This is a genomic window from Sphingomonas japonica (assembly GCF_006346325.1).
Taxonomy (GTDB): domain Bacteria; phylum Pseudomonadota; class Alphaproteobacteria; order Sphingomonadales; family Sphingomonadaceae; genus Sphingomonas; species Sphingomonas japonica.
Genome location: NZ_VDYR01000001.1, coordinates 402,153 through 428,813 on the forward strand (window position 1 = coordinate 402,153; position 26,661 = coordinate 428,813).

The 26,661-nt window shown below is 66.7% G+C and carries 21 protein-coding genes; 12 read left to right on the top strand and 9 right to left on the bottom strand.

The window, feature by feature from the left end; translation table 11 throughout:
- Window positions 1-72 precede the first annotated feature (72 nt).
- On the bottom strand, window positions 73-3,033 hold the full coding sequence (uvrA, locus tag FHY50_RS02015) for an excinuclease ABC subunit UvrA (protein ID WP_140046720.1): 2,961 nt from the start codon (window positions 3,031-3,033) through the stop codon (window positions 73-75).
- Between the two features lie 159 nt (window positions 3,034-3,192).
- Between uvrA and FHY50_RS02020 the strand changes: the two genes are divergently transcribed.
- The 8 genes from FHY50_RS02020 (at window position 3,193) to FHY50_RS02055 (ending at window position 14,445) form a co-directional block, all read left to right on the top strand.
- Window positions 3,193-6,000, top strand: coding sequence for a DNA methyltransferase (locus tag FHY50_RS02020; RefSeq protein WP_244935278.1), 2,808 nt, complete (start codon window positions 3,193-3,195; stop codon window positions 5,998-6,000).
- The gene (locus FHY50_RS02025; RefSeq protein WP_140046722.1) at window positions 5,997-6,878 is read left to right on the top strand and encodes a restriction endonuclease; all 882 of its coding nucleotides are present in this window, start codon (window positions 5,997-5,999) and stop codon (window positions 6,876-6,878) included. The genes FHY50_RS02020 and FHY50_RS02025 overlap by 4 nt, the downstream gene beginning before the upstream one ends.
- On the top strand, window positions 6,878-7,450 hold the full coding sequence (locus FHY50_RS02030) for a septal ring lytic transglycosylase RlpA family protein (RefSeq protein WP_140046723.1): 573 nt from the start codon (window positions 6,878-6,880) through the stop codon (window positions 7,448-7,450). Before FHY50_RS02025 ends, FHY50_RS02030 begins: the two co-directional genes overlap by 1 nt.
- Window positions 7,451-7,566: 116 nt before the next feature.
- Window positions 7,567-9,807: a M10 family metallopeptidase gene (locus FHY50_RS02035; protein WP_166745474.1), complete on the top strand. Its 2,241-nt coding sequence runs from the start codon at window positions 7,567-7,569 to the stop codon at window positions 9,805-9,807.
- Window positions 9,808-9,873: 66 nt separating this feature from the next.
- Entirely contained in the window at window positions 9,874-10,704 is an 831-nt protein-coding gene (locus tag FHY50_RS02040) for an energy transducer TonB (protein ID WP_166745475.1), read from the top strand.
- Window positions 10,705-10,757: 53 nt separating this feature from the next.
- Window positions 10,758-11,954, top strand: a complete 1,197-nt coding sequence (locus tag FHY50_RS02045; RefSeq protein WP_140046726.1) for a dipeptidase — start codon at window positions 10,758-10,760, stop codon at window positions 11,952-11,954.
- A gap of 29 nt (window positions 11,955-11,983) precedes the next feature.
- Window positions 11,984-12,391 (top strand): DUF3597 domain-containing protein, encoded by a 408-nt coding sequence (locus FHY50_RS02050; RefSeq protein ID WP_140046727.1) that lies wholly within the window; start codon window positions 11,984-11,986, stop codon window positions 12,389-12,391.
- Window positions 12,392-12,519: 128 nt separating this feature from the next.
- Window positions 12,520-14,445: a hypothetical protein gene (locus FHY50_RS02055; RefSeq protein WP_140046728.1), complete on the top strand. Its 1,926-nt coding sequence runs from the start codon at window positions 12,520-12,522 to the stop codon at window positions 14,443-14,445.
- Window positions 14,446-14,529: 84 nt separating this feature from the next.
- On the opposite strand, the gene dmeF is transcribed toward FHY50_RS02055, so the two are convergent.
- Together dmeF and FHY50_RS02065 are read right to left on the bottom strand one after the other, a co-directional pair.
- Window positions 14,530-15,432 (bottom strand): CDF family Co(II)/Ni(II) efflux transporter DmeF, encoded by a 903-nt coding sequence (gene dmeF / locus FHY50_RS02060; protein ID WP_140046729.1) that lies wholly within the window; start codon window positions 15,430-15,432, stop codon window positions 14,530-14,532.
- Between the two features lie 11 nt (window positions 15,433-15,443).
- On the bottom strand, window positions 15,444-15,719 hold the full coding sequence (locus tag FHY50_RS02065; RefSeq protein WP_140046730.1) for a metal/formaldehyde-sensitive transcriptional repressor: 276 nt from the start codon (window positions 15,717-15,719) through the stop codon (window positions 15,444-15,446).
- Window positions 15,720-15,809: 90 nt separating this feature from the next.
- Here FHY50_RS02065 and FHY50_RS02070 point away from each other — a divergent pair, with 90 nt between their 5' ends.
- Window positions 15,810-16,154, top strand: coding sequence for a PilZ domain-containing protein (locus tag FHY50_RS02070; protein WP_140046731.1), 345 nt, complete (start codon window positions 15,810-15,812; stop codon window positions 16,152-16,154).
- Window positions 16,155-16,158: 4 nt separating this feature from the next.
- Here the strand turns inward: FHY50_RS02070 and FHY50_RS02075 are convergent, their stop codons facing one another.
- The 3 genes from FHY50_RS02075 to FHY50_RS02085 all read right to left on the bottom strand — a co-directional run bounded on the left by FHY50_RS02075 (window position 16,159) and on the right by FHY50_RS02085 (window position 18,058).
- Window positions 16,159-16,929: an energy transducer TonB gene (locus tag FHY50_RS02075; RefSeq protein ID WP_140046732.1), complete on the bottom strand. Its 771-nt coding sequence runs from the start codon at window positions 16,927-16,929 to the stop codon at window positions 16,159-16,161.
- Between the two features lie 231 nt (window positions 16,930-17,160).
- Window positions 17,161-17,610, bottom strand: a complete 450-nt coding sequence (locus tag FHY50_RS02080; RefSeq protein WP_140046733.1) for a vgr related protein — start codon at window positions 17,608-17,610, stop codon at window positions 17,161-17,163.
- 10 nt (window positions 17,611-17,620) lie between these two features.
- Window positions 17,621-18,058, bottom strand: coding sequence for a copper chaperone PCu(A)C (locus FHY50_RS02085; protein ID WP_140046734.1), 438 nt, complete (start codon window positions 18,056-18,058; stop codon window positions 17,621-17,623).
- Between the two features lie 155 nt (window positions 18,059-18,213).
- Between FHY50_RS02085 and dnaK the strand changes: the two genes are divergently transcribed.
- Both dnaK and dnaJ read left to right on the top strand, forming a co-directional pair.
- Complete coding sequence (gene dnaK, locus FHY50_RS02090; RefSeq protein ID WP_140046735.1) at window positions 18,214-20,130, top strand: molecular chaperone DnaK; 1,917 nt, start codon at window positions 18,214-18,216, stop codon at window positions 20,128-20,130.
- Between the two features lie 118 nt (window positions 20,131-20,248).
- Window positions 20,249-21,364 carry a molecular chaperone DnaJ gene (dnaJ, locus tag FHY50_RS02095; RefSeq protein WP_140046736.1) on the top strand — a complete coding sequence of 372 codons (1,116 nt, stop codon included), beginning with the start codon at window positions 20,249-20,251 and terminating at the stop codon, window positions 21,362-21,364.
- A 48-nt stretch (window positions 21,365-21,412) separates the two neighbouring features.
- Here dnaJ and FHY50_RS02100 read toward each other — a convergent pair whose 3' ends face one another.
- From FHY50_RS02100 to purB, 3 genes are read right to left on the bottom strand one after another with little or no spacing between them, the layout of a single operon-like run.
- Window positions 21,413-23,998, bottom strand: coding sequence for an HWE histidine kinase domain-containing protein (locus FHY50_RS02100; protein WP_140046737.1), 2,586 nt, complete (start codon window positions 23,996-23,998; stop codon window positions 21,413-21,415).
- Window positions 23,950-24,543, bottom strand: coding sequence for a biliverdin-producing heme oxygenase (locus FHY50_RS02105; RefSeq protein ID WP_243846685.1), 594 nt, complete (start codon window positions 24,541-24,543; stop codon window positions 23,950-23,952). The genes FHY50_RS02100 and FHY50_RS02105 overlap by 49 nt, the downstream gene beginning before the upstream one ends.
- On the bottom strand, window positions 24,540-25,850 hold the full coding sequence (gene purB, locus FHY50_RS02110) for an adenylosuccinate lyase (RefSeq protein ID WP_140046738.1): 1,311 nt from the start codon (window positions 25,848-25,850) through the stop codon (window positions 24,540-24,542). The genes FHY50_RS02105 and purB overlap by 4 nt, the downstream gene beginning before the upstream one ends.
- A 237-nt stretch (window positions 25,851-26,087) precedes the next feature.
- On the opposite strand from purB, the gene FHY50_RS02115 reads away from it, so the two are divergent.
- Entirely contained in the window at window positions 26,088-26,585 is a 498-nt protein-coding gene (locus FHY50_RS02115) for an EF-hand domain-containing protein (RefSeq protein ID WP_243846687.1), read from the top strand.
- Window positions 26,586-26,661: the final 76 nt, after the last annotated feature.

Consider the following 26,661-nt stretch of genomic DNA (forward strand, 5'->3'; position numbering starts at 1 on the left):
ATCTCGATCAACAGCGCAAATATCGCCCCGTTATGCCCCAATATTCCTGGGCTACGTCCGTCGACCCTTTGACTATTCCGCCGCGCCCACGGCAGCTTCGGTCCGGATAGGCTCGTCCTTGGTGACGCCTTTCAAGAGCGGTGCGAGATAGCGGCCAGTGAAGCTCCGCGGCTCCTTTGCCACATCCTCCGGCGTCCCCTCTGCCACGACCTTGCCGCCCTTGACCCCCCCCTCCGGGCCGAGGTCGAGCACCCAGTCCGCCGTCTTGATGACGTCGAGATTATGTTCGATCACCACCACGGTATTGCCCTGGTCGACCAGCGCGTGGAGGACCTCGAGCAGCTTGCGGACATCCTCGAAATGGAGCCCGGTGGTGGGTTCGTCGAGGATGTAGAGCGTCTGGCCGGTGGCGCGCCTGCTGAGTTCCTTGGCGAGCTTGACGCGCTGCGCCTCGCCGCCGGACAGGGTGGTCGCCTGTTGCCCGACCTTGACGTAGCCCAGGCCGACTTCGGCGAGCATCGCCATCTTCTCGCGGATCGAGGGGACGGCCTTGAAGAACTCGACCGCGTCCTCGACGGTCATGTCGAGGACGTCGGCGATCGACTTGCCCTTGAACTTCACCTCCAGCGTCTCGCGATTGTAGCGGGCGCCGTGGCAGACGTCGCACGTCACATAGACGTCGGGGAGGAAATGCATCTCGATCTTGAGCACGCCGTCGCCCTGGCACGCCTCGCACCGCCCGCCCTTGACGTTGAAGCTGAAGCGGCCGGGCTTGTAGCCGCGCGCCTGCGCTTCGGGGAGGCCGGCGAACCAGTCGCGGATCTGCGTGAAGCTGCCGGTATAGGTCGCCGGGTTGCTGCGCGGGGTGCGGCCGATCGGCGACTGGTCGATGTCGATGACCTTGTCGAGATGCTGGAGGCCGGTGACCTTGTCGTGCTTGCCGGCCAGCATCCGCGCGCCGTTGAGCGCGCGCGCGGCAGCGGCGTAGAGCGTGTCGATGGTGAAGCTGGACTTGCCCGAGCCCGACACGCCGGTGACGCAGGTGAAGGTGCCGAGCGGGATGCTGGCGGTGACGCCGGTGAGGTTGTTGGCGACGGCGTTGTGGACGGTGAGCTTCTTGCCGTTGCCCTTGCGGCGCTTGGCCGGGACGGGGACTTCGCGCGTGCCGTTGAGATAGTCGGCGGTGACGCTGCCCTTTGCCTTGAGCAGTTGCTTGAGCGTGCCCTTGGCCACGATCTCTCCGCCGTGGACGCCGGCGCCGGGGCCCATGTCGATGACGTAATCGGCAGTGCGGATCGCGTCCTCGTCATGCTCGACGACGAGGACGGTGTTGCCGAGATCGCGCAGGCGGCGCAGCGTCTTGAGCAGCATGTCGTTGTCGCGCTGGTGCAGGCCGATGCTGGGTTCGTCGAGGACGTAGAGCACGCCCGACAGGCCGCTGCCGATCTGCGACGCGAGGCGGATGCGCTGGCTCTCGCCGCCGGACAGCGTGCCCGAGGTGCGGTCGAGGTTGAGATAGTCGAGGCCGACATTGTTGAGGAAGCCGAGGCGTTCGAGGATTTCCTTGAGGATGCGCTCGGCGATTTCCTTCTGCTGGCCGGTCATGGTGTCGGGCAGCGCCTGGAAGAAGGCGAGCGCGTCGACCACCGAGAGATGCGTGGCATAGGCGATGTCGTGGCCGCCGATCTTCACCGCCAGCGCCTCGGGCTTGAGGCGGGCGCCGTGGCAGACTTCGCAGGGGTGCGAGGCCTGGTACTTGGAAAGCTCCTCGCGCATCCAGGCGGATTCGGTCGACAGCATGCGGCGATTGAGATTGCCGATGACGCCTTCGAACGGTTTCTTGACGTCGTACGACTTGCGGCCATCGACGAAGGTCAGCGTGACCGGCTTGCCCTTGGTGCCGTAGAGGATGGCATCGCGGTGCTCGGGGGCGAGATCGGCCCAGGGTGTTTCAAGCGAAAACCCGAAATGGCGCGCGAGGCTGCCGAGCACCTGCATGTAATAGGGCGAGGGCGGGTTGGACTTCGCCCACGGCACGACCGCGCCCTTCTTGATCGACAGGGCGTGGTTGGGGACGACGAGGTCCTCGTCGAACAGCAGTTTCTCGCCCAGGCCGTCGCAGGCGGGGCAGGCGCCCTGGGGAGCGTTGAACGAGAACAGCCGCGGCTCGATCTCGGCGATGGTGAAGCCCGAGACGGGGCAGGCGAATTTTTCGGAAAAGACAATGCGGTTGGGTGGGATGCCCGCGCCCTTCAGCTTCTGATCCGGAGCGCCGGCGTCAGCGGCCGCGTCCTCGCGCCCGGGCACGACGCCGTCGACCAGATCGACATAGGCCAGCCCCTCGGCCAGCTTGAGCGCGGTCTCGAAGCTCTCGGCGAGCCGGGTGGCCATGTCGCCGCCGACCACGAGGCGATCGACCACCACTTCGATGTCGTGCTTGTACTTCTTGTCGAGCGCGGGGGCGTCCTCGATCATGTGCGTCTCGCCGTCGATGCGGACGCGCTGGAAGCCGGCCTTCTGCCACTCGGCGAGCTCCTTGCGATACTCGCCCTTGCGCCCGCGCACGACGGGGGCGAGGAGGAGCAGGCGGGTGCCCTCCGGCAAGGCGAGGACGCGATCGACCATCTGGCTGACGGTCTGCGCGCTGATCGGCAGGCCGGTGGCGGGCGAATAGGGAATGCCGACGCGTGCCCACAGCAGCCGCATGTAATCGTAGATCTCGGTGACGGTCGCCACGGTCGATCGCGGATTGCGGCTGGTGGTCTTCTGCTCGATCGAGATGGCGGGCGACAGCCCCTCGATATGATCGACGTCGGGCTTCTGCATCAGCTCGAGGAACTGGCGCGCATAGGCCGACAGCGATTCGACGTAGCGGCGCTGCCCCTCGGCATAGATGGTGTCGAAGGCGAGGCTCGACTTGCCGCTGCCCGACAAGCCGGTGATGACCGTGAGGGTGTCGCGCGGGATGTCGATGTCGACGCCCTTGAGATTATGCTCGCGCGCGCCGCGGACGGAGATGTGGGTTAGGGACATGGGGGAGCGTTCTATCTTCGTTCTGGAGCGGGCGCCAGAGGGGGAGATAGGGGTGAGGGACGGGTTGTAGAAGGGCGGTTGCGGTTTGCGACGGGCGCGATGTGCCGCTAGCGTCGCGCAGCGGGGGAAGCGATGCGACTGAGCTGGCAGGAAATTCGGGTGCGAGCACGGCGCTTTTCGGAGCGCTGGGCCGACGCGCATTACGAAAAGGGCGAAACGCAGTCCTTCTACAATGAGTTCTTCGACGTGTTCGGCGTCGATCGCAAGAAGGTCGCGATCTTCGAACGCAAGATCGAGATGATCGACAGCAACAAGCGCGGCTTCATCGACCTGTTCTGGCCGAGCGTGCTGCTGGTCGAACAGAAAAGCGCCGGGAAAGACCTGCTGCGCGCCGAAGGGCAAGCACTGGATTATGTGCTGGGCCTGCGCGATCGCGACGCGCCGAAATATGTAATGACCTGCGATTTCCAGCGGTTCCGGCTGCTGGAACTGGAAACGCGCAAGGAAGTCGCCTTCACGCTGCCGCAACTCCACAAGCATGTCGAGGAATTCGGCTTCATGCTGGGCGTCCAGCGCCGTTCCTATGGCAACCAGGCCGCAGTCAACATCAAGGCTGCCGAACTGCTGGGCACGATCCACGACGCGCTGGAGGCGAAAAATTATCGCGGCATCGACCTGGAACGGTTGATGGTGCGGCTGTTGTTCTGCCTGTTCGCCGACGACACTGGCATTTTCGGCAACAAGGACGATTTCCTCTATCTGATCGAGGAGCGGACCGACGCGGATGGGGGCAATGTCGGGCGCGTGCTGAACGAGTTGTTCGAAGTGCTGGACACGCATGCCGACCAGCGCGTGACGGGGATGGACCCGGAGTTCGGCAAGTTCCCCTATGTCAACGGCGCGCTGTTCACCGGGGCGCTGCGCACCGCGGTGTTCGATGCGCAGATGCGCGACGACCTGATTGCGGCGGCGAAATTCGACTGGGGCAAGGTCAGCCCGGCGATTTTCGGATCGCTCTTCCAGTCGGTGATGGACAAGGGCGAACGGCGCAAGAAGGGCGCGCATTACACCACCGAGCCGAACATCATGAAGGTGATCGGCCCGCTCTTCCTCGATGAACTGTGCAGCGAGCTGGACCGACTGAAGGCGGGGCGTGACGGCGGCAAGCGGCCGGCGCTGCTGGCGTTCCAGGAACGGCTGGGATCGCTCGACTTCCTCGACCCGGCATGCGGGTGCGGCAATTTCCTGGTCGTCACCTATCGCGAGTTGCGCGCGATGGAGCAGGAGGTGCTGGAGGCGGTCTATGACGTCAATTCGCCGATGCTGTACGATGTCGAGGCGCTGAGCGTCGTGCGGCTGGCGCAGTTTCACGGGATCGAGTTGGAGGAATTTCCCGCGCATATCGCCGAGGTGGCGATGTGGATGACCGAGCATCTGGCGAATATCGAGCTGGGCCGGACGTTCGGGAAAGTATTCGCCGACATCCCGCTGACCGACAGCGCCAATATCGTGCATGGCGACGCGCTGGAGATCGACTGGGACACGGTGCTGCCGCACGAGCGGTGCTTCGCGGTGATGGGCAATCCGCCGTTTGTTGGCCAGAGTTATCAATCGCCCGAACAGCGGATTCAGATGGCGAGGATTATCGACGCCAAAAGTGGGAAACCCGGTTCTCTGGATTTCGTCTGCGCGTGGTTCATCAAGGCGGGCGCCTATATTGCGAGCGGGCCAACACGGATCGGATTGGTATCGACCAATTCGATCACACAGGGCGAACAGGTCGCACAGCTATGGCCGATCCTGTTCGAACGCCATGGGCTGGAGATCGCCTTCGCCCATCGGACCTTTGCCTGGGGATCGGACGCGCGCGGCAAGGCGCATGTCCATGTCGTTATCATAGGCCTGACGCATCGCAGCGTGCAGCCGAGGGAAAAGCGGCTGTTCAGCTATGACGACATCGATGGCGAACCGGACGAGACGGTGCATGACGCGCTGACAGCGTATCTGTTCGATGCGGGAAGCGTCGGGAACCGGCATATGGTTATCGCGGAAGCTACGCGTCCTCTCAGCGCGCCAAAGCCACTTCGCATGGGAAGTAAGATCGTCGATGGAGGTCACTACATATTCTCGCCGGATGAGAAACGGCAATTCGTTGAAGATGAGCCGGCTTCGGCCGAGCTCTTTGTCCCCTTGATCGGCTCCTTGGAGTTTATTCGGGGTTCGAAGCGATGGCTGCTACTCTTGCAGCAGGTTTCTCCGTCGACTTTGCATACGCTGCCCAAGGTGTTGGAGCGAGTCCGTGCGGTGCGTGACTTTCGTGCCGCCAGTAAAAAGGTGGCAACTCAGCGATTAGCGGCCTTTCCGCTTCGCTTTGAAGTGAATACGATACCGCGAGGCGCCTATCTGGTGGTGCCCGAAGTAAGTTCCGAAAGAAGGGCTTACGTGCCTATCGGATGGCTCACACCCCCCACCGTGCCGACAAATCTAATTCAGACTTTGCAAGAGGCAACGAAGTGGGACTTCGGCGTCGTTACTAGCGCGATGCACATGGCGTGGTTGCGCCACATGGGTGGTCGCTTGAAGAGCGACTACCGTTACTCAATCGGCCTCGTCTACAACACCTTCCCCTGGCCCGAAGCCTCCCCCGCCCAGCGCGCGCAGATCGAGGCGCTGGCGCAAGCCGTGCTCGACGCGCGGGCGGAATGGCCGGCGTCCAGCCTGGCCGATCTCTACGATCCCGACACCATGCCGGCCAATCTGCGCAAGGCGCATGCCGCGCTCGATCTGGCGGTGGACCGGCTGTACCGGACCAAGGCGAAGGGCGCGCCGTTCGCCACCGACCGCGACCGGGTCGAGCATCTGTTCGGGCTGTACGAAGCGCTGGTGAACCCGATGGCGAGCGAGGCGGCAAAACAGAACAAGCGCGTGGCGCGCAAGGCGGCGCGCAAGACGGGGGCAGTTTCGTGAGCGGGTTCAAGATCAGCAAGGACGACTTCTACCTGCCGACCCTGGAAGTTCTGGACGAGCGCGGCGGATCGGCGTCGATCGAGGAGATCGAGGCTGCGCTGATCGAGCGTTTCGGTTTTTCGCAAGAACAGCTCGACGCAACCTATGCGGTGAGCGGCGACACCATCGTGACGGACAAGATGTCATGGGCGCGCAGCCACCTGAAATTTCCCGGATATGTCACGAACGAGACGAAGGGCGTGTGGGTTCTTACCGAGAAGGGGCGGGATGCCCTGGCAGCCGGCACCACTCGCGAGCATTTGCGCCGCGAGGTTCTGGCGGCGAAATCGGCGCGGCGGGCAGAGCAGGTGGCGGCGCAGGCTGCGGTGGATGTCTCAACGCTCGAAGTCACCGAGGAGCAGGAAGCTGCTGAGCAGGACTGGACCGACACTCTCCTCGCCAGGCTCAAGACGATGCCACCCGACGGGTTCGAGCGGCTGGCGCAGCGGCTGCTGCGCGAAAGCGGCTTCGTGCGGGTCGAGGTGACGGGCAAGTCGGGCGATGGCGGCATCGACGGATCGGGCGTGCTGCGCATGAACCTCATCAGCTTCCAGGTGCTGTTCCAGTGCAAGCGCTATGCAGGGTCGGTTCCGACAGGAACGGTGCGGGATTTTCGCGGGGCGATGCAGGGGCGCGCGGACAAGGGGCTGATTATCACCACCGGCACCTTTACCGCCGATGCGCGCAGGGAAGCGACGCGCGACGGTGCGCCCGCGATCGACCTGATCGACGGCGAGGCGCTGTGCCAGCTGCTCAAGGAGCGGCGACTGGGCGTGCAGGTGCGCGAAGTGGTGCGTGAGGAGATCGCGATCCTGCCGGACTTCTTCGACGAAATCTGATGATGCGCCTGCCTGCCATCACCGCGTTGTCGCTCTCCCTCGCCGCCTGTGCCGGGCGCGACTATCGGCCGGTGGCGGATGTGCCGGTGCGGATCGGGCCGCCTTATGCAATCCGGGGGCAGACCTATGTTCCCGCCGCCGACCCGGCCTATGACGAACTGGGCTATGCCAGCTGGTACGGACCGGAATCGGGGAGCCAGACCGCCAATGGCGAACGCTTTCGCCCCGACTGGATCACCGCTGCCCACCGGACCCTGCCGCTGCCGACCTATGTCGAGGTGACGGCGCTGGACAGCGGGCGAACGATCCTGGTGCGGGTCAACGATCGCGGGCCGTTCGCGCGTGGGCGGCTAATCGACCTGTCGCGCGGGGCGGCCGATGCGCTCGGCATCCGCGCGGCGGGGCATGCGGCGGTGCGGGTGCGGCGGGTCGATCCGCCCGAGCGCGACCGGGAGCGGCTGCGCGAAGGCGAGGCGGCGCGCGAGCGGCCGCGGGTCGATGCGCGGGTGCTGGCGAATTTGCGCGCGCAACTGGCGGCAGGGGTGCGGGCTGGACTGGTGACGGCGCCGTAGGGACAGGGCTGCGACGCTGGCAAACGCTTGCCTGAACGCGGAATTTCGGCTTAGCTGGGATGTGGCCTGCGCCGCGCACCGGGGGGTGCGCGGGACCGGGCCGGGGGGCACGAGACATGAATGCGGACCAGCGCGGGGGCACCGGCCCCAACGGCAAGCGATCGCTGACGGTCGAGGAGGCGGCGGCCAACCTGCTGCGGGACGGGCTGTCGTGGACGACGGGCGGGGCGCCGCTCGAGATCACTTATGCGTTTCGCGCCAGCGCTGCCGCGAGCATGCCGCCGGGCGCGGGCCAATTCTCGCGGGTGAACGACCAGCAGATGGACGCGATCGAGGACGCGTTGCAGCAATGGGCAAATGTCGCCAACATCACGTTCGTCCATGTCAGCGACGCCGGTTCGGAGTTTTCGAACAATGCGACGATGCTGTTCGGCAACTATGCCGGGGGGCTGTCCGATTTTTCCGCATACGCCTATCTGCCGGGCGACCGCGCCGCAGGATCGCCGGCCGGTGACGTCTGGATCGACGACACGTATGTCGAGAACGTCTCCGTCACGACGGGATACTATGGCTACCTCACGCTCGTCCATGAGATCGGGCACGCGCTGGGACTGCAGCATCCGTCCTACTATATCGGCAGCGAAGTCACCTATGCCCGCGACGCCGACTATTACGAGGACAGCAACCAGTTCACGGTGATGAGCTATTTCGACATCACGGAAACGGGCGGAAGAGCGGGCGATTCCAACTATTATCCCGAAAGCCCGCTGCTCGACGACATAGCCGCGATCCAGCAATTATATGGTGCCAATCCGGACTATCTGTCGGGGAATACCGTCTATGGCAATTTCTATGGCGGCGACGCGCAATCCGAATATCCCGCGAACCATCTGCGGAGCGGCGCGGGCGTATATGGAGTATATGGCACGGTCTACGACACTGCCGGGACCGACCTGTTCGACTTTTCGCTGGCAGAGACTGCGCAGGTCATCGATCTTCGCGCCGGTAATTTCAGCGATGTGCACGGCGATGTCGGCACGCTGTCCATCGCCCTGGGCACGGTTATCGAGAATGCCATCGGGGGCTATGCACGCGACGAGATCATCGGCAACGCGGCCGCCAATCACCTCGACGGGCGCGATGGCGACGACACGCTGTCGGGCGGCGGCGGCGGCGATGTCCTGGCCGGCGGTGACGGCGACGACGTGCTGACCGGCGGCGCGGGGCGGGACGTGTTCGAGTTCGGTAGCCTGGATGCCGGCCGTGACCGGATCACCGATTTCGCGATGACCACTGATCGCATCGATTTGTTCGGCAACCGGTTTACGGGAATTGCAACCAGCGGTTCTGCACTGATAGCGACGCACGCTGGCGGCAGCGTGACGTTCGATGGATTAGGCGGGACGACGCTGGCGGCGCTCAACGGACGGCTCGTGCCGAGCACGCCATTGGTCGAGCCGATTCCGCCAAGCTATTTCCTTTCGGCGGCGGATGGCTTCGCCGGTTCGATCAGCGGGTCAGGGCTGGTGTTCGGAACCGCTGGTGGCCAGCAGATCAGCCTTCTCGAATCAGCGGGCTATGTCAGTTTCGACGCGTCGTTCAACCGTGGCGGCGACCTCATTTACGTTCCGGACGTATCGAGCGCGTTCACCGTGCTGCGCAGCGGATCGTCCGCGCAGATCAGCGACGGCGAGACCACGCTGATCGTGCCGATCGGCTACACCGCAACCACCATTCAATTCGACGACGCGCTGCTGGGTCTGCGCGCCGATCCGACGACCGGTGCCGTGATGCTCGGCGACCAGATCGTCACGACCCAACCGACCGCGATCACCAGCGGCTGGGCATTTTTTGATTTTCCGCGCCCAGATCACGAAGCGAGCGCGCGGCTGCGGCTGGTCGAGGATGTTTCTCTGACGGTGCAGGGACGCTTCACCGTCTTCGGCAACGATGGCGACGAGAGCGTCACCTTGCTGCCCTATAGCAGCGCCGACTTCGACGCGTCGTTCAACGCCGGCGGCGACCGGATCGTGCTGTCGGGGGCGATGGCCGAATTCGACGTGCTGCGCAGCGGCAGCTCCGCGGTGTTCGAGAATGTCGATCGGGAGTATTCCGGCGAAACCTTCGTCGTTCCGGTCGGTGTCGCGGGCGCCGTGATCGCGTTCGATGACGGCGAGGCGGTGCTGCGCTTCGACACGGTTACAGGGCAGGTGCTGTTCGGCGCGCAAGTGATCGGAACCACCGCCGCCGAGGTGAGCGGCGCGCCTATCGAGTCGGTCGGCGACGTGGTGCCGCCGATGATGGCGGCGGCGGCGTTCGATGCGCTCCCCGGCGACTATGCAACCTTTGCATTGTGAGGCGGGCACGGTGCCGAGGGAAGTGACCGGATCGAGAGGCTGAGTTTCGAAAGTGGGATGAGGACCATGACGATCGCTGAGGCACTGTGGATCGCGGGACTGTCGGCATGCGCTTTCAGCGCAACGGCCGTCCACGCTTCGTCGGCCTTCGCCCCCGTCACTCTGCAACAGGCAAGCGGCGCTTCTACCTCGCCAGCTGGTTCCCCCGATTGCAAGAGCGGGCGGCTGTTCGGCAGCGAGAGCGAGGGGATTTTTGTTCTCGTTCACGGATCCGACGAGAATGCGGTCATCGAACTGACGCGCCTGCCCGCCCGTGGCGACGACGCGGACTTGAGGCTCTGGATCGAGCCGAACGACCGGGAGATCGCCAAGAGCCCGACGCCGGCAATGTTTCAGCGCGGCGAAGCCAAGGCACTGGCGTTCGCGGCCGATGCGGATGACCTTGCCGCGATTGACGGCGCGGACGCGATCGCGTTGCGCAGGGGATCGGAAATGGTCGCGCGGCTTCCGGGGCCTGCCATCGCCGAGGAACTCGCAAAGGTTGAGGCATGCTACCGATCGAAGCTCGTCACATGGGGCGTCGATGTCGAAGCGCGTAGCCGGCTGTCACGGATAGCGGCCACGATTCCGGGCAAGCATGGCTTCACGTATGAGAATTATCCCGCTGAAGCGATCCGCCAGAGACTTTCGGGCACCGTGGTCTTGCGACTTGTCATCGATGAGACCGGGCGCGTGTCCAATTGCGAGATCGCGGAATCGAGCGGCAGTCCCATTCTCGACCGTGCACCCTGTCCGGCTGTGCGGCGGGCTGCGCGATTCACGCCCGCGCTGGACGCCAACGGGAAACCCACTGTTTCGCAAGCGATTCGGAAAATTACGTACAATATCCTGTCGTAGCTTGCGCAACGAACTTTCGTGTTCCGGACTAATCTGGCTGATTGGGGGAGTGCATGACGCGATGGTTGTTGGTGGCCGGAGTATTCCTGCTCGCTGCCCCCGCCGCGGCGCAGGACAGTGCCCGGCTCGATCGGTTCCTCGCCGCCGCGCCGGTGATCGACGGGCATAACGACCTGCCGTGGGAGCTGGGCGACCAGCATGACGGGCGGGTCGAGGGGGTGGACCTGTCCGCCGGTGCCGACCGGCTCGATCCGCCGCTCCAGACCGATATCGCGCGGCTGCGCGCCGGGGGATATGGCGGGCAATTCTGGTCTGTGTGGATCCCGACCGACTTTTCCGGGCCCGCGGCGGTGGTCCGGACGCTGGAGCAGATCGACATCGTGCGGCGGATGGCGGCGCGCTATCCGCGCGACCTGACGCTGGTCGGGACTGCCGCCGAACTGGACGCGGCGCGCAAGGGCGGGCGGATCGGGTCGCTGATGGGGGTCGAAGGCGGGCACCAGATCGATGGGTCACTGGCAGTGCTGCGGCAATATTATGCGCTGGGCGTGCGCTATATGACGCTAACGCATTCGAAGAACGTGGCGTGGGCGGACAGCGCCACCGATGCGCCGGCGGTGCGCGGCCTGACGGACTTCGGGCGCGAGGTCATCGCCGAGATGAACCGGATCGGGATGATCGTCGACCTGAGCCACGTCTCGCCCGACAGCGCCAAGGCGGCACTGGCGGTGACGAAGGCGCCGGTGATCTTTTCGCACTCCAACGCCTTTGCGGTGAACCCGCATCCGCGCAACGTGGCCGACGACGTGCTGCGCCTGACCGCCAAGAATGGCGGGGTGGTGATGGTCAATGTCTATCCGGTGTTCGTGTCGGCGGACTATGCGGCGTGGCACCAGCGGCGCACGCCGGTGCCGCAAGCCGAACGCGCCGCGTGGGACAAGGCCAACCCGCCACCGCGCGTCACCGCCGCCGACGTCGCCGACCATGTCGAACATATCGCGCGGGTGGCGGGGCGCGACCATGTCGGGCTGGGCGGCGATTACGACGGGATCGGCGGGACCGGGCCGGAAGGGATGCGCGGCGCCGACGGCTGGCGGCTGCTCTTCGCGGAGTTGATGCGGCGCGGCTGGAGCGACGGCGACCTTGCAAAGCTGGCAGGCGGCAACGTCCTGCGCGTGCTGCAGGCGGTGGAGGCGGTGGCGGCACAATCTGCGGCGGCGGGCGCACCCAATCGCGCGGTGGCTCGTTGAGCGGACATCCGCCAGCAGGAGCAGTTCGCATGAGCATTTTCGGCAAGATCAAGGACGCGATTTTCGGGGGCGATGCCGCCGCCCGGCCAGTGCCGCGGCTCGCGCCGGTCCCCGCCCCGACGGCGCAGGCCCCGCATCCGGCGCCGATTGCTCTGGCCGTGCCGCCCGCTCCGGCGACGGCCGCGCCCTCCGCACCGCCGCAGACCGCGCAGCAGCGGCTGATCGAACTGGCGGCGTTCAAGGGTAACCCCGAGCTCAACTGGCAAAGCTCGATCGTCGACCTGATGAAGCTGCTCGACCTCGATTCGAGCCTTGCCAACCGCAAGGAGCTGGCGACCGAGCTTGGCTATACCGGGCCGAAGGACGGATCGGCGGAGATGAACATCTGGCTGCACAAGGCGGTGATGCGGCAGCTTGGAGCGGATACCGCGGGCTGAGAGCCTTCGCGGCGGTGCGCGGCTGCGACAGATTGCGACAACAATTCTGTTCGATGAACGATGCGGCCACCGGCAATTCAGGTGCGGTCCGGCAGTATTGCGCGAGACCAAGAATTTGGAGTCGGACCATGATCAGGACCAATCGCCTGCGCTGGCAGATCGCCGGCACGCTGACCGCCGCCCTCGCGCTGGCCGCGTGCAATCCCGAAAGCGCGCGCGTCGCGCAGCAGGAGGTCGGCGATGTGACTGGTAATGCCGAGGCCTATGACGGGCTCGGCCTGGCCGATGCCGCGGTGACGCCGATCGACCCGGCGTCGCTGCCGCCGGTGCCCGAAGCGCTGCCGCTGGTCGCGAGTTCGGCGCCGGCACCGATGGCCTATGCCCCCGCGGCGGCGCAATTGCCCGCCGCGCAACCGCTCGATTATGGCGCGGTGCCGGCGAGCTATTGGGAAGATCAGGGGTATCCCGAGGAATATTCGGACGCCGGCGACTATGCGTGGATCGACCAGGCGGCGCAGGTTCTGGGCGTGATCGGCGATGCGCCGCCAGACTATGGCTTCGACTATGGCGGCGCGCAGCCCTATGGCTGGGACACGGCGGGCGGCTATTCGACCTATTACGAGCCGTATGACGGCGGCTATCGCCAATATTATTACGAGCCGAACGCGCAGACGCCGTTCCTGGTGCGCGATCCGCAATATAGCTATGCCTATGCGGACGATCGCATCGTGTCGATCTATGACGCGGGCGGCGCCGTGCTGCCGCTGGCAAGCTATGGCAGCTATCGGTCGAACGCTTCGCGCTATTATGCGCGGGCGCGGGCACTGCGTCAGGCGGCGCGGGCGGATCGGCGGCAGGCGGTGGCGGCACGGCAATGGGCGGCGCGGCGCAGTGCCATCGTGCAGTCGCGCAACCAGTGGAACAACGCACGCCAGCAGCAGGTCGCGTGGCAGCGCTGGGACCGGGTGCGCGACCAGCGCGTCGACAATCGCCGCCTGCGCGCCGAGCGGCAGGCCAGGGCCGAGGCCGCGCAGCGCTTTGCGACGTGGCAGCGCGACGATTTCCGCGGGACGTCACCGCGGCTGTACCGGGCAGCGGCCGAGCGCCGCCAGCGCGAACTGGTCCAGCTTCGCCAGCAGCGCCGCGTGCAACAGGCGCAGGCACAGCGGCAGCGCCGGGTAGCGGCAGCCCGCCGCGACGATCGGCAGGACGCGCGCGCCGCGCAGCAACGTCAGCAGGTCGCGCAGGCGCAGCGTCAGCGCGCTCAGCAACAAGCCCAGCGTGAGCGTGCGCAGCAGCAGGCCCAGCGCCAGCGCGCGCAGCAGCGCATCGCCGACCGCCGGGACGAGCGCGGCGACCTTCGCCAGCGTGAGCAGCAGGCCCAGCGTCAGCAGCAGCTTCGCCAGCAACAGCAGCAGCGCCAACAGCAGGTGGCCGAGCGGCGGCAGCAGACCCAGCGCGCGGAGCAGCGCCAGCAGCGAGTGCAGCAAGCGCAGCAGCGGCAGGCGCAGCAACGTCAGCAGGCGGCGCGGGAGAAGCAGCGGACGCAGCAGGCAAACGCAGCCAAGCGGACGCAGCAGGCTGTCGCGCAGCGTCGCCAGGCACAGCAGGCAGCGGAAACGCGGCGCACGCGGCAGGCCTCGGCACAGCGGGCACAGGCCGGACGTCAGCAGGCCCAGCGCGCCACCGCCAGGCAGCGCGAACAGGCCAAGGCGCGGCAGCAGACACAGCGTGCCACGGCTCAGCGTGCCAGCGAGCGGCGAGCCGCGACGCAGCGCGCGGCAGCGCAGCGGGCCAGCGCTCAGAAGGCGTCGGCGCAGCGTGCTTCGGCACAGCGCGCCAGCGCACAACGCGCCTCGGCCCAGCGCGCCAGCGCCCAGCGTGCGTCGGCGCAGCGTGCGAAAGCGCAGCGGGCGACGGCTCAGCAGGCAACGGTACAGCGCGCGACGCAGCGCCGTGCCGCGGCGCAGGCACGGCCGGCGCGCCAGCAAGTCGCGCGCAACCAGGCGCGGGCGCAGCGGGTCGCAGCGCGGCAGGAGCGCCGCGAGCGCTAGGGCTCGATCGTATAACGGGGGAAGGGGCGTGCCGGGGTATCTGGCGCGCCCCTTTTTATGCGGCGGCGCAACCGCGTGGCCGCACTAGCGCCGTTCGATCGTGAGGTGCTTGATCGCGGCGATCGTCACCAGCCGCTCGCGCAGCTGCGCCGCCGTCGCGGTCCCTGCCACCGTCAGCATCGCCGCTTGTGCCTGCGGGCCGATCCGCCAAATGTGAAGATCCTCGACCCGGGCATCGCCCGATGCCTCGACCCGGCTGCGGACGTCGGCGGCGAGGGCGGGATCGGCGACGTCGAGCAACATGTCCGCCGTGTCGCGCATCAGCCCCCACGACCAGCGCGCGATGACGATCGCGCCGAGAATGCCGACCGCCGGGTCGAGCCACGCCCAGCCGAGATAGCGCCCGGCCAGCAGCGCGGCGATCGCCAGCACCGAGGTGAGCGCGTCGGCGAGGACGTGGAAATAGGCGGCGCGCAGATTGTTGTCGTGGCCGTGGCCGTGATGAGGTTCATGCGCATGGCCGTGCCCGCCGCCCAGCAGCCACGCGCTGACCAGGTTGACGGCTAGTCCGAGCACAGCGACCCAGATCGCCTCGACAAACGCGACCTGCCCAGGATCGGCGAGGCGGCGGGCGGATTCGAGTGCGATCGCCCCGGCAAAGATGGCAAGCACCAGCGCCGATGCGAACCCGGCGAGATCGCCGACCTTGCCCGTGCCGAAGCTGTAGCGCGGGTTGCGGGCATGCTTGCGCGCGAAGCGATAGGCGAGCGCGGCAACACCGAGCGCGCCGGCGTGCGTCGCCATGTGAAACCCGTCGGCAAGCAGCGCCATCGAGCCGGTCAGATAGCCCGCGACGATCTCCGCCACCATCATCGCCGCGGTCAGCGCCACGACCCAGGCGGTGCGCCGGGCATTGGCGTCGTGCGCATGGCCGAGATAGTCGCGCGGGTGCTCGCACGGATGCGGGGGCTGGGGGGCGGTCGACATGGGTAGTGGCCTCAGCGGAAATGGCGTTTCAGGACGATGGCGAGTTCGGCGGCACCCTCGGCGCGCGCGGCATCCGACAGGCCGGGCGCGGCGACATGCTCGCGCAGGTGCTCCTCGACCAGTTCGTCCATCAGCCCGCCGATCGCGCCGCGGACCGCTGCCGCCAGATGCAGCGTCCGGGCGCAGGGTGCCCCGGCGCCGATTGAGCGTTCGATCGCCGCCACCTGTCCGGCGATGCGGCGGACGCGGGCGAGCAACTGGTCCGAGTGAGCATGAAGATGCGACATAGGATAGGGGGGTACCCTATTTTCGCGCGCGCGTCCAGTCGGGAGGCGGACATTTACCCGTTGGTAACGATGTACCGATATCGCCGCACCATGGCCGAAGTTGAACCCAAGGCGCGCGAACGGCGCGAGAGCGTGTTCCTGAAGGCGCTCGTCACGCGGTTCGGCGATCCCGGCGCGACGACTCACCGCGTGCGCAACCTCTCGCCCAACGGCGCGTGCATCGACCAAGCAGCGATGCTGCGCCAGCGCCAGACGGTGCTGATCGACGTCGGCGTTCTCGAGGAGGTCGGCGCGACGATCATGTGGGTGACGGGCGATATGGCGGGGCTCAAATTCGCCCACCCGATCGCGATCGACGCGGCCAAGACGCGCAGCAAGCCAGCGCATGTCGAGACCGGCTGGAATGCCGATCCCTGGTCGATTCGGCAGCGCTGACGCGTCAGAACACGCGCCGGGTTCCCCGGTCGATCAGCCGCAGGTCCATCTCCCAGCTGTGATCCTCGACGATCGTCGACGGTACCGCGCGACCCTGCGCATCGCGGGCGGGATCGAAGCGGAACCGCTGGCGGATCAGGCGACAGATCAGCGCGTCATAGGCGCGGTTGCCGCTCGACCGGTCGATGCCGCAATCCGAGACGCGTCCATCCGCCTCGACATCGAACCATACCGACACGGTGCCGCGAAACGCCTGATCGGGCAGCGCTCGGGCGATTTCGCGGCTGCTGATCGCGCCGGCGATCTGACGCGGGGGGATTTCGGCGCGGCCACCGCCGCCGCTGCCGTCGCCCGATCCGCCGCTGCCGGTGCCATCGCCGCTGCCGCCCGCGCCGGTGCCGGGACCGGGGATGTCGGCAGCACCCTGGCTGGCGTCGCTGCCGGTGCCCGCGACCGGAGCAGTGACGACGGGCGGCGGCAGACGGATCGGGATCGGTGGCGGCGGTGCGACGATCGGGGTGGCTTGCGAACGCAGATTGGGCGGAGCGGCCTCGCCTTCGGGCTCGGCGCTTTCGACCGGGTCGGGCGGCGGCTGTTCGACTGGGGGCGGGACGGCTTCGGGCAGCACGGTGAAGGTAGCGAGGCTGTCGGCCACGGCGCGCTGCACATCGATGCCGAGCCCGGCGACGAGCGCCCATCCGGCAAGCCCGGTCAGCGCGACCGCGAGCGCGGCGGACTTGATGCGATCGGCGGGAGAGGGGGCGTAGGTGGGCATCAAATGAACAATGGGGTCCGAGCCGCAAAGCGCAAAGCCTTAGCTGCGGGGCGATGAACCCGTGCTGTCGCTATGGACCGGTTGCGGCATTTGCCGGGAGCGTCGAGACCTGCGCCTGCTCCGTTTGCCTCCAGCGGAATCAGGCGATGCGCCATCGGCGTTCTGCAGGGTGTCTCGACTTCGCTCGACACGAACGGGGAGGGATGGCTTCCTTTCGAACGCCTCCACGACCTAGAACGGGAATATCCCGCGATATTGTTCGAGTGCCGGCGCTCCCGGCAGCGACGCGCCTTCGCGCAGCAGGAAGGCGTGGCGGACGATTTCGGCCTGTTGTTCCAGCCCGTAGCGTTCGAGCGTCCAGCCAGGTTTCAGGCTGTAGTCGTAGCGGCAGAAGGGGTGGCGCCTGAGCGGCAGGAAGATGCCCTTTTGATGCTGCCACACATGCGTCATCTCGTGAATGAAAAGCCCCTGCGCGGCGCGCGTGGCACAGCCGAAGTCCTCGCAATAGAGACCGCCGCCGGGGTGGAAATGGATGGTGCCGAGCGGTGCCATCGTCACCCGCCTGGGCTGGAAGAACGCCCATTTGCGGTTGGCGATGCCGACCCGGGCATAGTCGATCGCATCGCCGAACACCGATCGCGCCAACGCGACCTCGTCGGATGTCAGCGCGCGGCCCTTCATTCGGACGCCTTCATTCGAACGGAGGCTCCTCGCCCGCCTTGACCAGCGCGGCGTCGACGTCGAGCGCGCTGCCGTCTTCGAACCGAAGGGTCAGCGTGGTGCGCGCGTCCTGCATCGCCTGCGGCGTGAGATCGAACAGCATGACGTGCTTGCCGCCGGGGGCGAAGCGGACCGGCATGTCCGGCTCGACCGGAACCGAGGCGAGCGGTCGCATCGCCATCATGCCGCCGTCGTTACTACTTTCGTGGAGTTCGCTGCGCTCAGCGACGGGGGTGGAGACGCCGACCAAAGTTTTCGCATTGACGCTTTCGAGCGTGAAATAGGCGGCGGCGGGGCGACCGGGAACGGCGGGCAGGCGCAACCATGCGTCGCGCGCGGCGGTTTCTGGCGCAGGCTGGCACGCGGCGAGCGCGGCGGCGGCGGACAGGGCGGCGACGGAGAAACGCATGGACAGCCTCAAAGCGGGATAGCGTGGACGGTTCCCGCGGCTTTCGCAAAATCTTGTCGCCAGCGATACCCCACCTATATCGCGGTCTGGATCAGCCCTGGTCACGCGGCCGGGGCAACGCTTTGTTTTGGAACGCGGGGGCCGCAAGAGGAACTATGGCAAAAGTAATCGGTATCGATCTCGGCACGACCAACAGCTGCGTCGCTGTCATGGAGGGCGGCAAGCCCAAGGTCATCGAAAACGCGGAAGGCGCGCGCACCACGCCGTCGATCGTCGCCTTCGCCAAGGACGGTGAGCGGCTGATCGGCCAGCCGGCCAAGCGCCAGGCGGTGACCAATCCCGACAATACCGTATTTGCGGTCAAGCGCCTGATCGGCCGCCGCTTCGACGATCCGGTGACCAAGAAAGACACCGAGCTGGTGCCGTACGACATCGTGCGCGGCAGCAACGGCGACGCATGGGTCAAGGCAGGCGGCGAGGAATACAGCCCTAGCCAGATCAGCGCGTTCATCCTGCAGAAGATGAAGGAAACTGCCGAGAGCTATCTCGGCGAGACGGTGACGCAGGCAGTCATCACCGTGCCTGCCTATTTCAACGACGCGCAGCGTCAGGCCACCAAGGACGCCGGCAAGATCGCCGGCCTCGAAGTCCTGCGCATCATCAACGAGCCGACCGCGGCGGCGCTCGCGTATGGGCTCGACAAGGACACCAACAAGACGATCGCGGTCTATGACCTGGGCGGCGGCACGTTCGACATCTCGATCCTCGAGATCGGCGACGGCGTGTTCGAGGTGAAGGCAACCAACGGCGACACCTTCCTGGGCGGTGAGGATTTCGATTCCAAGGTCGTCCAGTTCCTCGCCGACGAGTTCAAGAAGGCGGAAGGGATCGACCTTACCAAGGACAAGCTGGCGCTGCAGCGGCTGAAGGAAGCGGCGGAAAAGGCCAAGATCGAGCTGTCGAGCGCGGCGACGACCGAAGTCAACCTGCCGTTCATCACCGCCGACGCCAATGGCCCGAAGCACCTCGTCAAGTCGATCAGCCGCGCCGATCTGGAGCGATTGGTCGACGATCTGATCCAGCGCACGCTCGAGCCGCTCAAGAAGGCGATGGCCGACGCCGGCGTCAAGAATGACGGCATCGACGAGGTCGTGCTGGTCGGCGGCATGACGCGCATGCCCAAGGTCCGCGAAGTCGTGAAGAATTTCTTCGGCGGCAAGGAACCGCACACCGGCGTCAATCCGGACGAAGTGGTGGCGATCGGTGCCGCGATCCAGGCGGGCGTGCTGCAGGGCGACGTCAAGGACGTGCTTCTGCTCGACGTGACGCCGCTGTCGCTGGGCATCGAGACGCTGGGCGGGGTGTTCACGCGGATGATCGATCGGAACACGACGATCCCGACCAAGAAGTCGCAGACCTATTCGACCGCCGACGACAATCAGGGCGCAGTCACGATCCGCGTGTTCCAAGGCGAGCGTGAGATGGCGGCGGACAACAAGATGCTCGGCCAGTTCGACCTGGTCGGCATTCCGCCAGCACCACGCGGCGTGCCGCAGATCGAGGTCACGTTCGACATCGACGCCAATGGCATCGTCAACGTGTCGGCCAAGGACAAGGGCACCGGCAAGGAACAGCAGATCCGCATCCAGGCCTCGGGTGGCCTGTCCGACAACGACATCGAGCAGATGGTTCGCGATGCCGAGCAGTTCGCCGATGAGGACAAGAAGCGCCGCGCCGCGGCCGAGGCCAAGAACAACGCCGAAAGCCTGGTGCACACCACCGAGCGGCAGCTCGAGGAGCATGGCGACAAGGTCGACGCGTCGCTCAAGTCCGAGATCGAGGGCAAGGTCGCCGAGACCAAGGCCGCGATCGAGAGCGGCGATGCCGAGCAGATGACCGCCAAGAGCCAGGAACTGGCGCAGGTGGCGATGAAGCTGGGCCAGGCGATCTATGAGAAGGAGCAGGCGGCACAGGCTTCGCCCGACGCGGGGGCTGCGGCGGGATCGGAGGCTGGCGGCGAGGAAGTCGTCGATGCCGAATTCTCGGAAGTGGACGATAGCCAGAAAGCGTAAAGGCTATGCATTTCCCCCGTCATTCCCGCGAACCCGGGAATCCGGCTTGTCTTGAAAGCGAGAACAAGCTGGCCCCCGGCGTTGGCGGGGATGACGGGGGAGAGCGTAGGGGGCGAGTATGACCACCGAAGTCGATTTCTACGAGCTGCTCGAGTGCGACCGCACTGCCGACGCGGCGACGATCAAGAGCGCGTACCGCAAGCTCGCGATCAAATATCATCCCGACAAGAATGCCGGGTGCCAGAATTCGGAAGCCAAGTTCAAGGCGATCAGCGAAGCCTATGACTGCCTGAAAGACCCGCAGAAACGCGCCGCCTATGATCGCTATGGCCATGCCGCGTTCCGACAGGGCGCGGGCAGTGGCGGCGGCCAGGATTTCTCCGGCTTTTCCGACATCTTCGAGAGCGTGTTCGGCGAATTTATGGGCGGCGCGCGCGGAGGCGGACGCCAGCAGCGCCGCGGTGCCGACCTGCGCTACGACATGGAGATCGGGCTCGACGAAGCATTTTCCGGTAAGGCGACGCAGATCACCATCGACGTGTCGGCGCCATGTGATACCTGCGACGGATCGGGCGCGCGTGCGGGAACGGTCGCCAAGCCGTGCGCGACCTGCGCCGGGCATGGCAAGGTACGCGCGCAGCAGGGCTTCTTCGTGGTCGAGCGGACCTGCCCGTCTTGCCACGGCGCGGGCCAGGTCATTGCCGACCCGTGCCCGTCGTGCCGGGGCGAAGGCCGCGTCGACAAGACCAAGACGCTGTCGGTCAACGTGCCGCCGGGCGTCGACGAAGGCACGCGCATCCGCCTGACCGGCGAAGGCGAGGCGGGCGCGCGCGGGGCTCCTCCGGGTGACCTCTATATCTTCCTGCATGTGCGGCGGCATCCGATCTTCGAGCGCGAGGGCACGACGCTTTTCGCGCGCGCGCCGATCAGCTTCACCACCGCGGCGCTGGGCGGGTCGATCGACATTCCCGGGCTCGACGGCGAAGTCCATTCGATCCGCATCGCCCCGGGCACGCAGGGCGGGCGCGAGCTGCGCCAGCGCGGGGGCGGCATGCCCGTCCTGCAGGGACGCGGCCGCGGCGACATGGTGATCCGCATCGAGGTCGAAACGCCGACACGGCTGTCGGCGCGGCAACGCGAGCTGCTTCAGGAGTTTCGCGAGACCGAGACCGGCGACGAGTGCCCCGAGACGAGCGGTTTTTTCGCCAAGATGAAGTCCGCGCTCGGCGGGTGAGCAGAGCGCGTCGGCGTGTGGCGGTGACGTGCGCCGACCGGCCTCGATTCAGCTGCTGACCAACGCCGACAGCACGCGCCCGACATTGGCCGCGGTGTAGGGCTTTTGCAGGATTGCGACCTCGGCAAGTTCCTCCGGCAAGGCCAGTTGCTCGCCATAGCCGGTGGCGAAGACGAACGGGATGCCGCGGGCGAGCAGCAGGCTGGCGATCGGCAGGCTGGTCTCGTTGCCGAGATTGACGTCGAGCAGCGCGACGGCGATGTCCTCGCGGCCGATTTCCTCGATCGCCTGTGCCACGCTGGCGGCGGTGACGACGCGCTCGGCGCCGAGCGCGGTCAGGATATCCTCGGCATCCATGGCGATGATCAGGCTGTCCTCGACCAGTAGCGCGGTGCCCGACAGCGGGCGGTCGGCGGCCTGCTGTGCCGGCTCGATCGTGTCGAGCGTCGGCCGCGCGGCTTCGGGCGTGCCGGCGGCTGCGAAGGCGATGTGACGCGCGGGAATGCACAGATCGACTTCCAGCCCGGTGACGGCGAAGCGGACGTCCGCCTTGCCGCCAAGGTCGTAGGGCACCGAGCGCTGGATGATCGTGGTGCCGAAGCCCTGGCGCCGCGGCGGCTGGACCGCCGGGCCGCCGCGTTCCCACCAGCGCAGCCGCAGGTCGAGTTCGTCGTCGAGGTCCCAGCGCACCGACACCGTGCCGCTGTCGGACAGCGCGCCATATTTGGCGGAGTTGGTCATGAGCTCGTGCAGCACCAGCGCGACGGTCGAGAACGCCTGGGGGTGGAGTAGCACCGCATCGCCCTCCAGCTCCAGCCGTGACGCACGGCCGCCGAGATAGGCCGCAGCCTCGGTCTCGATCAGGCGGCGCAGCGGCGCGGGCGACCAATTGTCCTGGGTGATCTGGTCATGCGCGCGCGCGAGCGCCTCGATCCGCCCCTCAAGCATCCGCATGTAGGTTTCGGTGTCGGCGGCGGGATCGCGCGACTGGCGCACCAGTCCGCGGATCAGCGAAAGGATGTTGCGGACGCGGTGGTTGAGCTCGGCGATCAGCAGTTCCTGGCGCTCGCCGGCGCGCTTGCGCTCGTCGCTGGCGGCGTCGGACAGGCGCAGCACGACTTCGATCAGCGAGGCGCGCAGCATTTCCGCCACGCGCACCTCGGGTTCGGCGAAGGGTTCGGAGCGGCCTCGGACTTCCTCGCGCCAGGCATCGAAGCTCTTGCGCGGGGACAGGCGGCTGCCATTGGGGCCGTAGTGCGCGACCTTGTGTGGATCGCCGCCCCAAGTGACGGTGCGGATGCGCTCCTGCCGGAACAGCAGCACATAGTCGCGCGGGCTGCGCGAGATCGGGATCGCCAGCAGCCCGGCGGCGACGTCGGCATAGCTGTCGGCAGGGGGGTGGACCCCGGCGAGATGGTCGGTCGCATAGACCCGCCCCGACGCCATCGCATTGAGGCGGCGCACCAGATCGGGGAGTGCGCCGATCGGCGGCGCCTCGCCCGAGATCGCGACGCGTCCGTCGAGCCAGATGGCGATGCCGTCGCACGGGACCACCGAGCTCAGCATCTCGCCGAGATAATCGGGATTGTCGAGCAGCGAGGCATTGCCGGCGATCGCCGCGAGCATCCGGTCCGCCGTGGCGCGGGCGGTGATCTCGTACGCGCCCTGCGCCTTGCGCTCGCGGCTTTCGAGCTTGAAGGCGAACATCTGGCCGAACAGCTCGGCGATCGAGCGGCGTTCGAACCCGACGCTGCGCGGCGAATAATGGTGGCAGGCGAACAGCCCCCACAGCTTGCCCTCGACGATGATCGAGATCGACATCGACGCGGCGACGCCCATGTTGCGGAGATATTCGATGTGGATCGGCGAGACCGAGCGCAGGATCGACAGCGACAGGTCGATCGGTGCGCCGGTTTCGTCGCGCTGCGGCACGATCGGCACCGGTTCGTCGTCGATGTCGGCGATGATGCGGAACGGCGTGCGCAGATACAGCTCGCGCGCCTGGCGGGGGATGTCCGACGCGGGATAGCGCAGGTCCATGAAGCTGCCCAGGCCCGAGCGCACCGCTTCGGCCACGACCACGCCCGACCCGTCGGGATCGAAGCGATAGACCATCACCCGATCGAACCCGGTCAGCGCGCGGACCTGTCGCGCCCCTTCGCGATAGAAGCCGGGCAGATCGCCGGCCATGTCGAGGCGGCCGATCATCGCGCGGATCGTGCTTGCGGGGTCGCTCGCCTCGGCATCGTCGCTGCGTTCGCCTTCGATGACGATCAGGTCGCCCGACATGTGCACCGCGAAGTCGAAGCGGCGCTTGGGACGATCGTCGTCGATCGGGACCGCGAAGATGCGCTCGACCGCATCGGGCCCACGCAGCATCGTCAGCCGGTTGCGCAGCGTGTGCACCGCGCCGTCGCTCAGCAGGTCCTGGACCGGACGACCCAGCAATTCATCGGCGGGGATGCCGAAGATCGCCTCGGCATTGGCGCTGGCGCGGCGCACCAGCCAGTCGGGCGACAAGGCGATCAGGAACCCGAACGGCTGGATCGCCCCGAGCGCGTGGATCGGTTCGCGATCGCAGTTGGTCAGATCGACGTCGAAGGAGGAGTCGGGGGCGACTTGGTCTGCGGACACGGATACTCTTTCGACAACCAGCGCCGTCCCGACTGCTCGAACGTGCTGAAGACATGATGCGCAGCCGCGATCGCCGCGTCCTGCGCAGCGGGTTGGTACAGGATCGTATCGAGCTTTGCCAGCAATTTGGCCCAGTTCCCCGGTGCTTGGGGCGCATCGAGAAACGCGGTGGGAAGCCCGGCTGGGACCAGCCGCCGCAAATGCCGCGCGCCGTGGCGCGATCCTTCGAGCACATAGAGCGCGGCGCCCAGCGAAGCGGGGTCGCGGGGCAGCGCGAGCGGCGACGGTTCGGGTTGCGGGAGCGCCAGCGCGGCGAGATCGGCGCGCAGCAGATCGCCGCGGCGGCGCTGCGGCCAGTCTTCGAGTACCGACTGCGCTCCGGCGGCGTCGAGTGCGGCCTCGCTCGCCAGCATGGCATCGGCCTGAGCACCGATGAAGCGAGCATAGCCGTCGGCGGTGCCGAGATCGAAGCCGGTGAACAGCGCGTCGAGCCGCTCATGCGCGTCGCGGGTGGCGTCGCGCAGCAGCCGGTGCGCGTCGTTCATGCCGCGTCCGGCCCGAACACCCGCGCGAAGATCGTATCGACATGCTTGAAATGATAGTCGAGGTCGAACCTGGCTTCGATTTCCGCGGGGGAGAGTGCTGCGGTCACGTCCGGATCGCCCTTGAGCAGGTCGAGCAGCGACAGGTCGCCGTCGCTTTCCCAGACCTGCATGGCATTGCGCTGAACCAGCCGGTACGCGTCCTCACGGCTGACGCCTGCCTGGGTAAGCGCGAGCAGCACGCGCTGCGAATGGACGAGGCCGCCCATCCGATCGAGATTCTTCTGCATCCGCGCGGGATAGACGACGAGCTTGTCGATCACCCCGGTCAGGCGGGCGAGCGCGAAGTCGAGCGTGATCGTGGCGTCGGGGCCGATATAGCGTTCGACCGAGGAATGGCTGATGTCCCGTTCGTGCCACAGCGCGACATTCTCGAGCGCGGGGGTGACATAGCCGCGGACCATGCGGGCGAGGCCGGTCAGATTCTCGGTCAGCACCGGGTTGCGCTTGTGCGGCATCGCCGACGAGCCCTTCTGACCCGGCGAGAAATATTCCTCGGCTTCGAGCACCTCGGTGCGCTGGAGGTGGCGGATCTCGGTGGCCAGCCGCTCGATCGACGACGCGATGACGCCCAAGGTCGCGAAATACATCGCGTGGCGGTCGCGCGGGATGACCTGGGTCGAGACGGGTTCGACGGTGAGGCCCATCTTCTCCGCGACATGCGCTTCGACGGCGGGGTCGATATTGGCGAAGGTGCCGACCGCGCCCGAGATCGCGCAAGTGGCGACGTCGGCACGTGCCGCGACCAGGCGGGCGCGGTTGCGGTCGAACTCGGCATAGGCCTGGGCGAGCTTGAGACCGAAGGTGACGGGTTCGGCGTGGATGCCGTGGCTGCGGCCGATGGTCGGGGTCAGCTTGTGCTCGATCGCGCGGCGCTTAAGCACCGCAAGCAGCGCGTCGAGATCGGCGATCAGGATGTCGGACGCGCGGGCGAGCTGGACGGCGAGGCAGGTGTCGAGCACGTCCGAGCTGGTCATGCCCTGGTGCATGAAGCGCGCTTCGGGGCCGACATGCTGGGCGACGTTGGTGAGGAACGCGATGACGTCGTGCTTCACTTCCGCCTCGATCGCGTCGATGCGATCGACCTCGAACTTGCCCTTCGCCCAGATCGCGGCAGCGGCGTCGCGCGGGACGACGCCGAGATCGGCGAGCGCATCCGTCGCATGCGCCTCGATCTCGAACCAGATGCGGAACTTCGATTCGGGCTCCCACAACGCCGTCATTTCGGGGCGGGAATAGCGCGGGACCAAATTAATTTCCTTTCGGGCGCGGAATCATCTCGTCGCACGCTGCCAACCGAACCGCGACGAGCCGCGCCGTAGCAAGGACGGGTTAACGCTGCAAATCACCAGCGTGCGGAACCTGAACCGCAAGCAACGCATTGACCTGTTGCAATTACGCAACGCTTGTTTTGCGTCCTAGCTGGATAGCGACAAGCATAGCAACAGGAGAATGATATGTTGAAGCATGTTTTGATGGCGGGTGCCATGACGATTACTGTTCCCGCACTGGCACAAGAGGTGCCGGCTCAGGAAACAAGCGCGCCGACCGAACAAACTGTCGCGCCGACGACTTCGACCGAGCCGTCGACGACCATGGGTCAGACGACGCCGACCGAGCCGGTTCCCGCCAGTCCGGCGCAGACGGCGGAGACAATAGCACCGATGGATGAGGGCCAGGAAGCGCCGGTCGCTAGCGCCGAGGCGGCACCGACCGAGGCTCCCGCGGCAACCGGAACCGAGGTCGCCGATGTGGTGAACGCCGAGTTCCCCACCTATGACAAGGACGCCGATGGGGAGCTAAAGTCGGAAGAGTTCGGGCAGTGGATGATCGCCTTGCGCTCGGCGAGCGATCCTGCGACCGACGCGCAGAGCGCAGAGGTTAAGAGCTGGGTCGATCAGGCATTCACCTCGGCCGATGCCGACAAGTCGGACACGGTCGACAAGACCGAGCTGACCGGTTTTCTGTCGCAGGGCGCATCGTAAGCTTGCGCTACCCGCAGGGGTGTGGAGGCGGCCGTCGGGGTTCCCCGGCGGCCGTCTTCGTGCTGGTCGGGCTTGG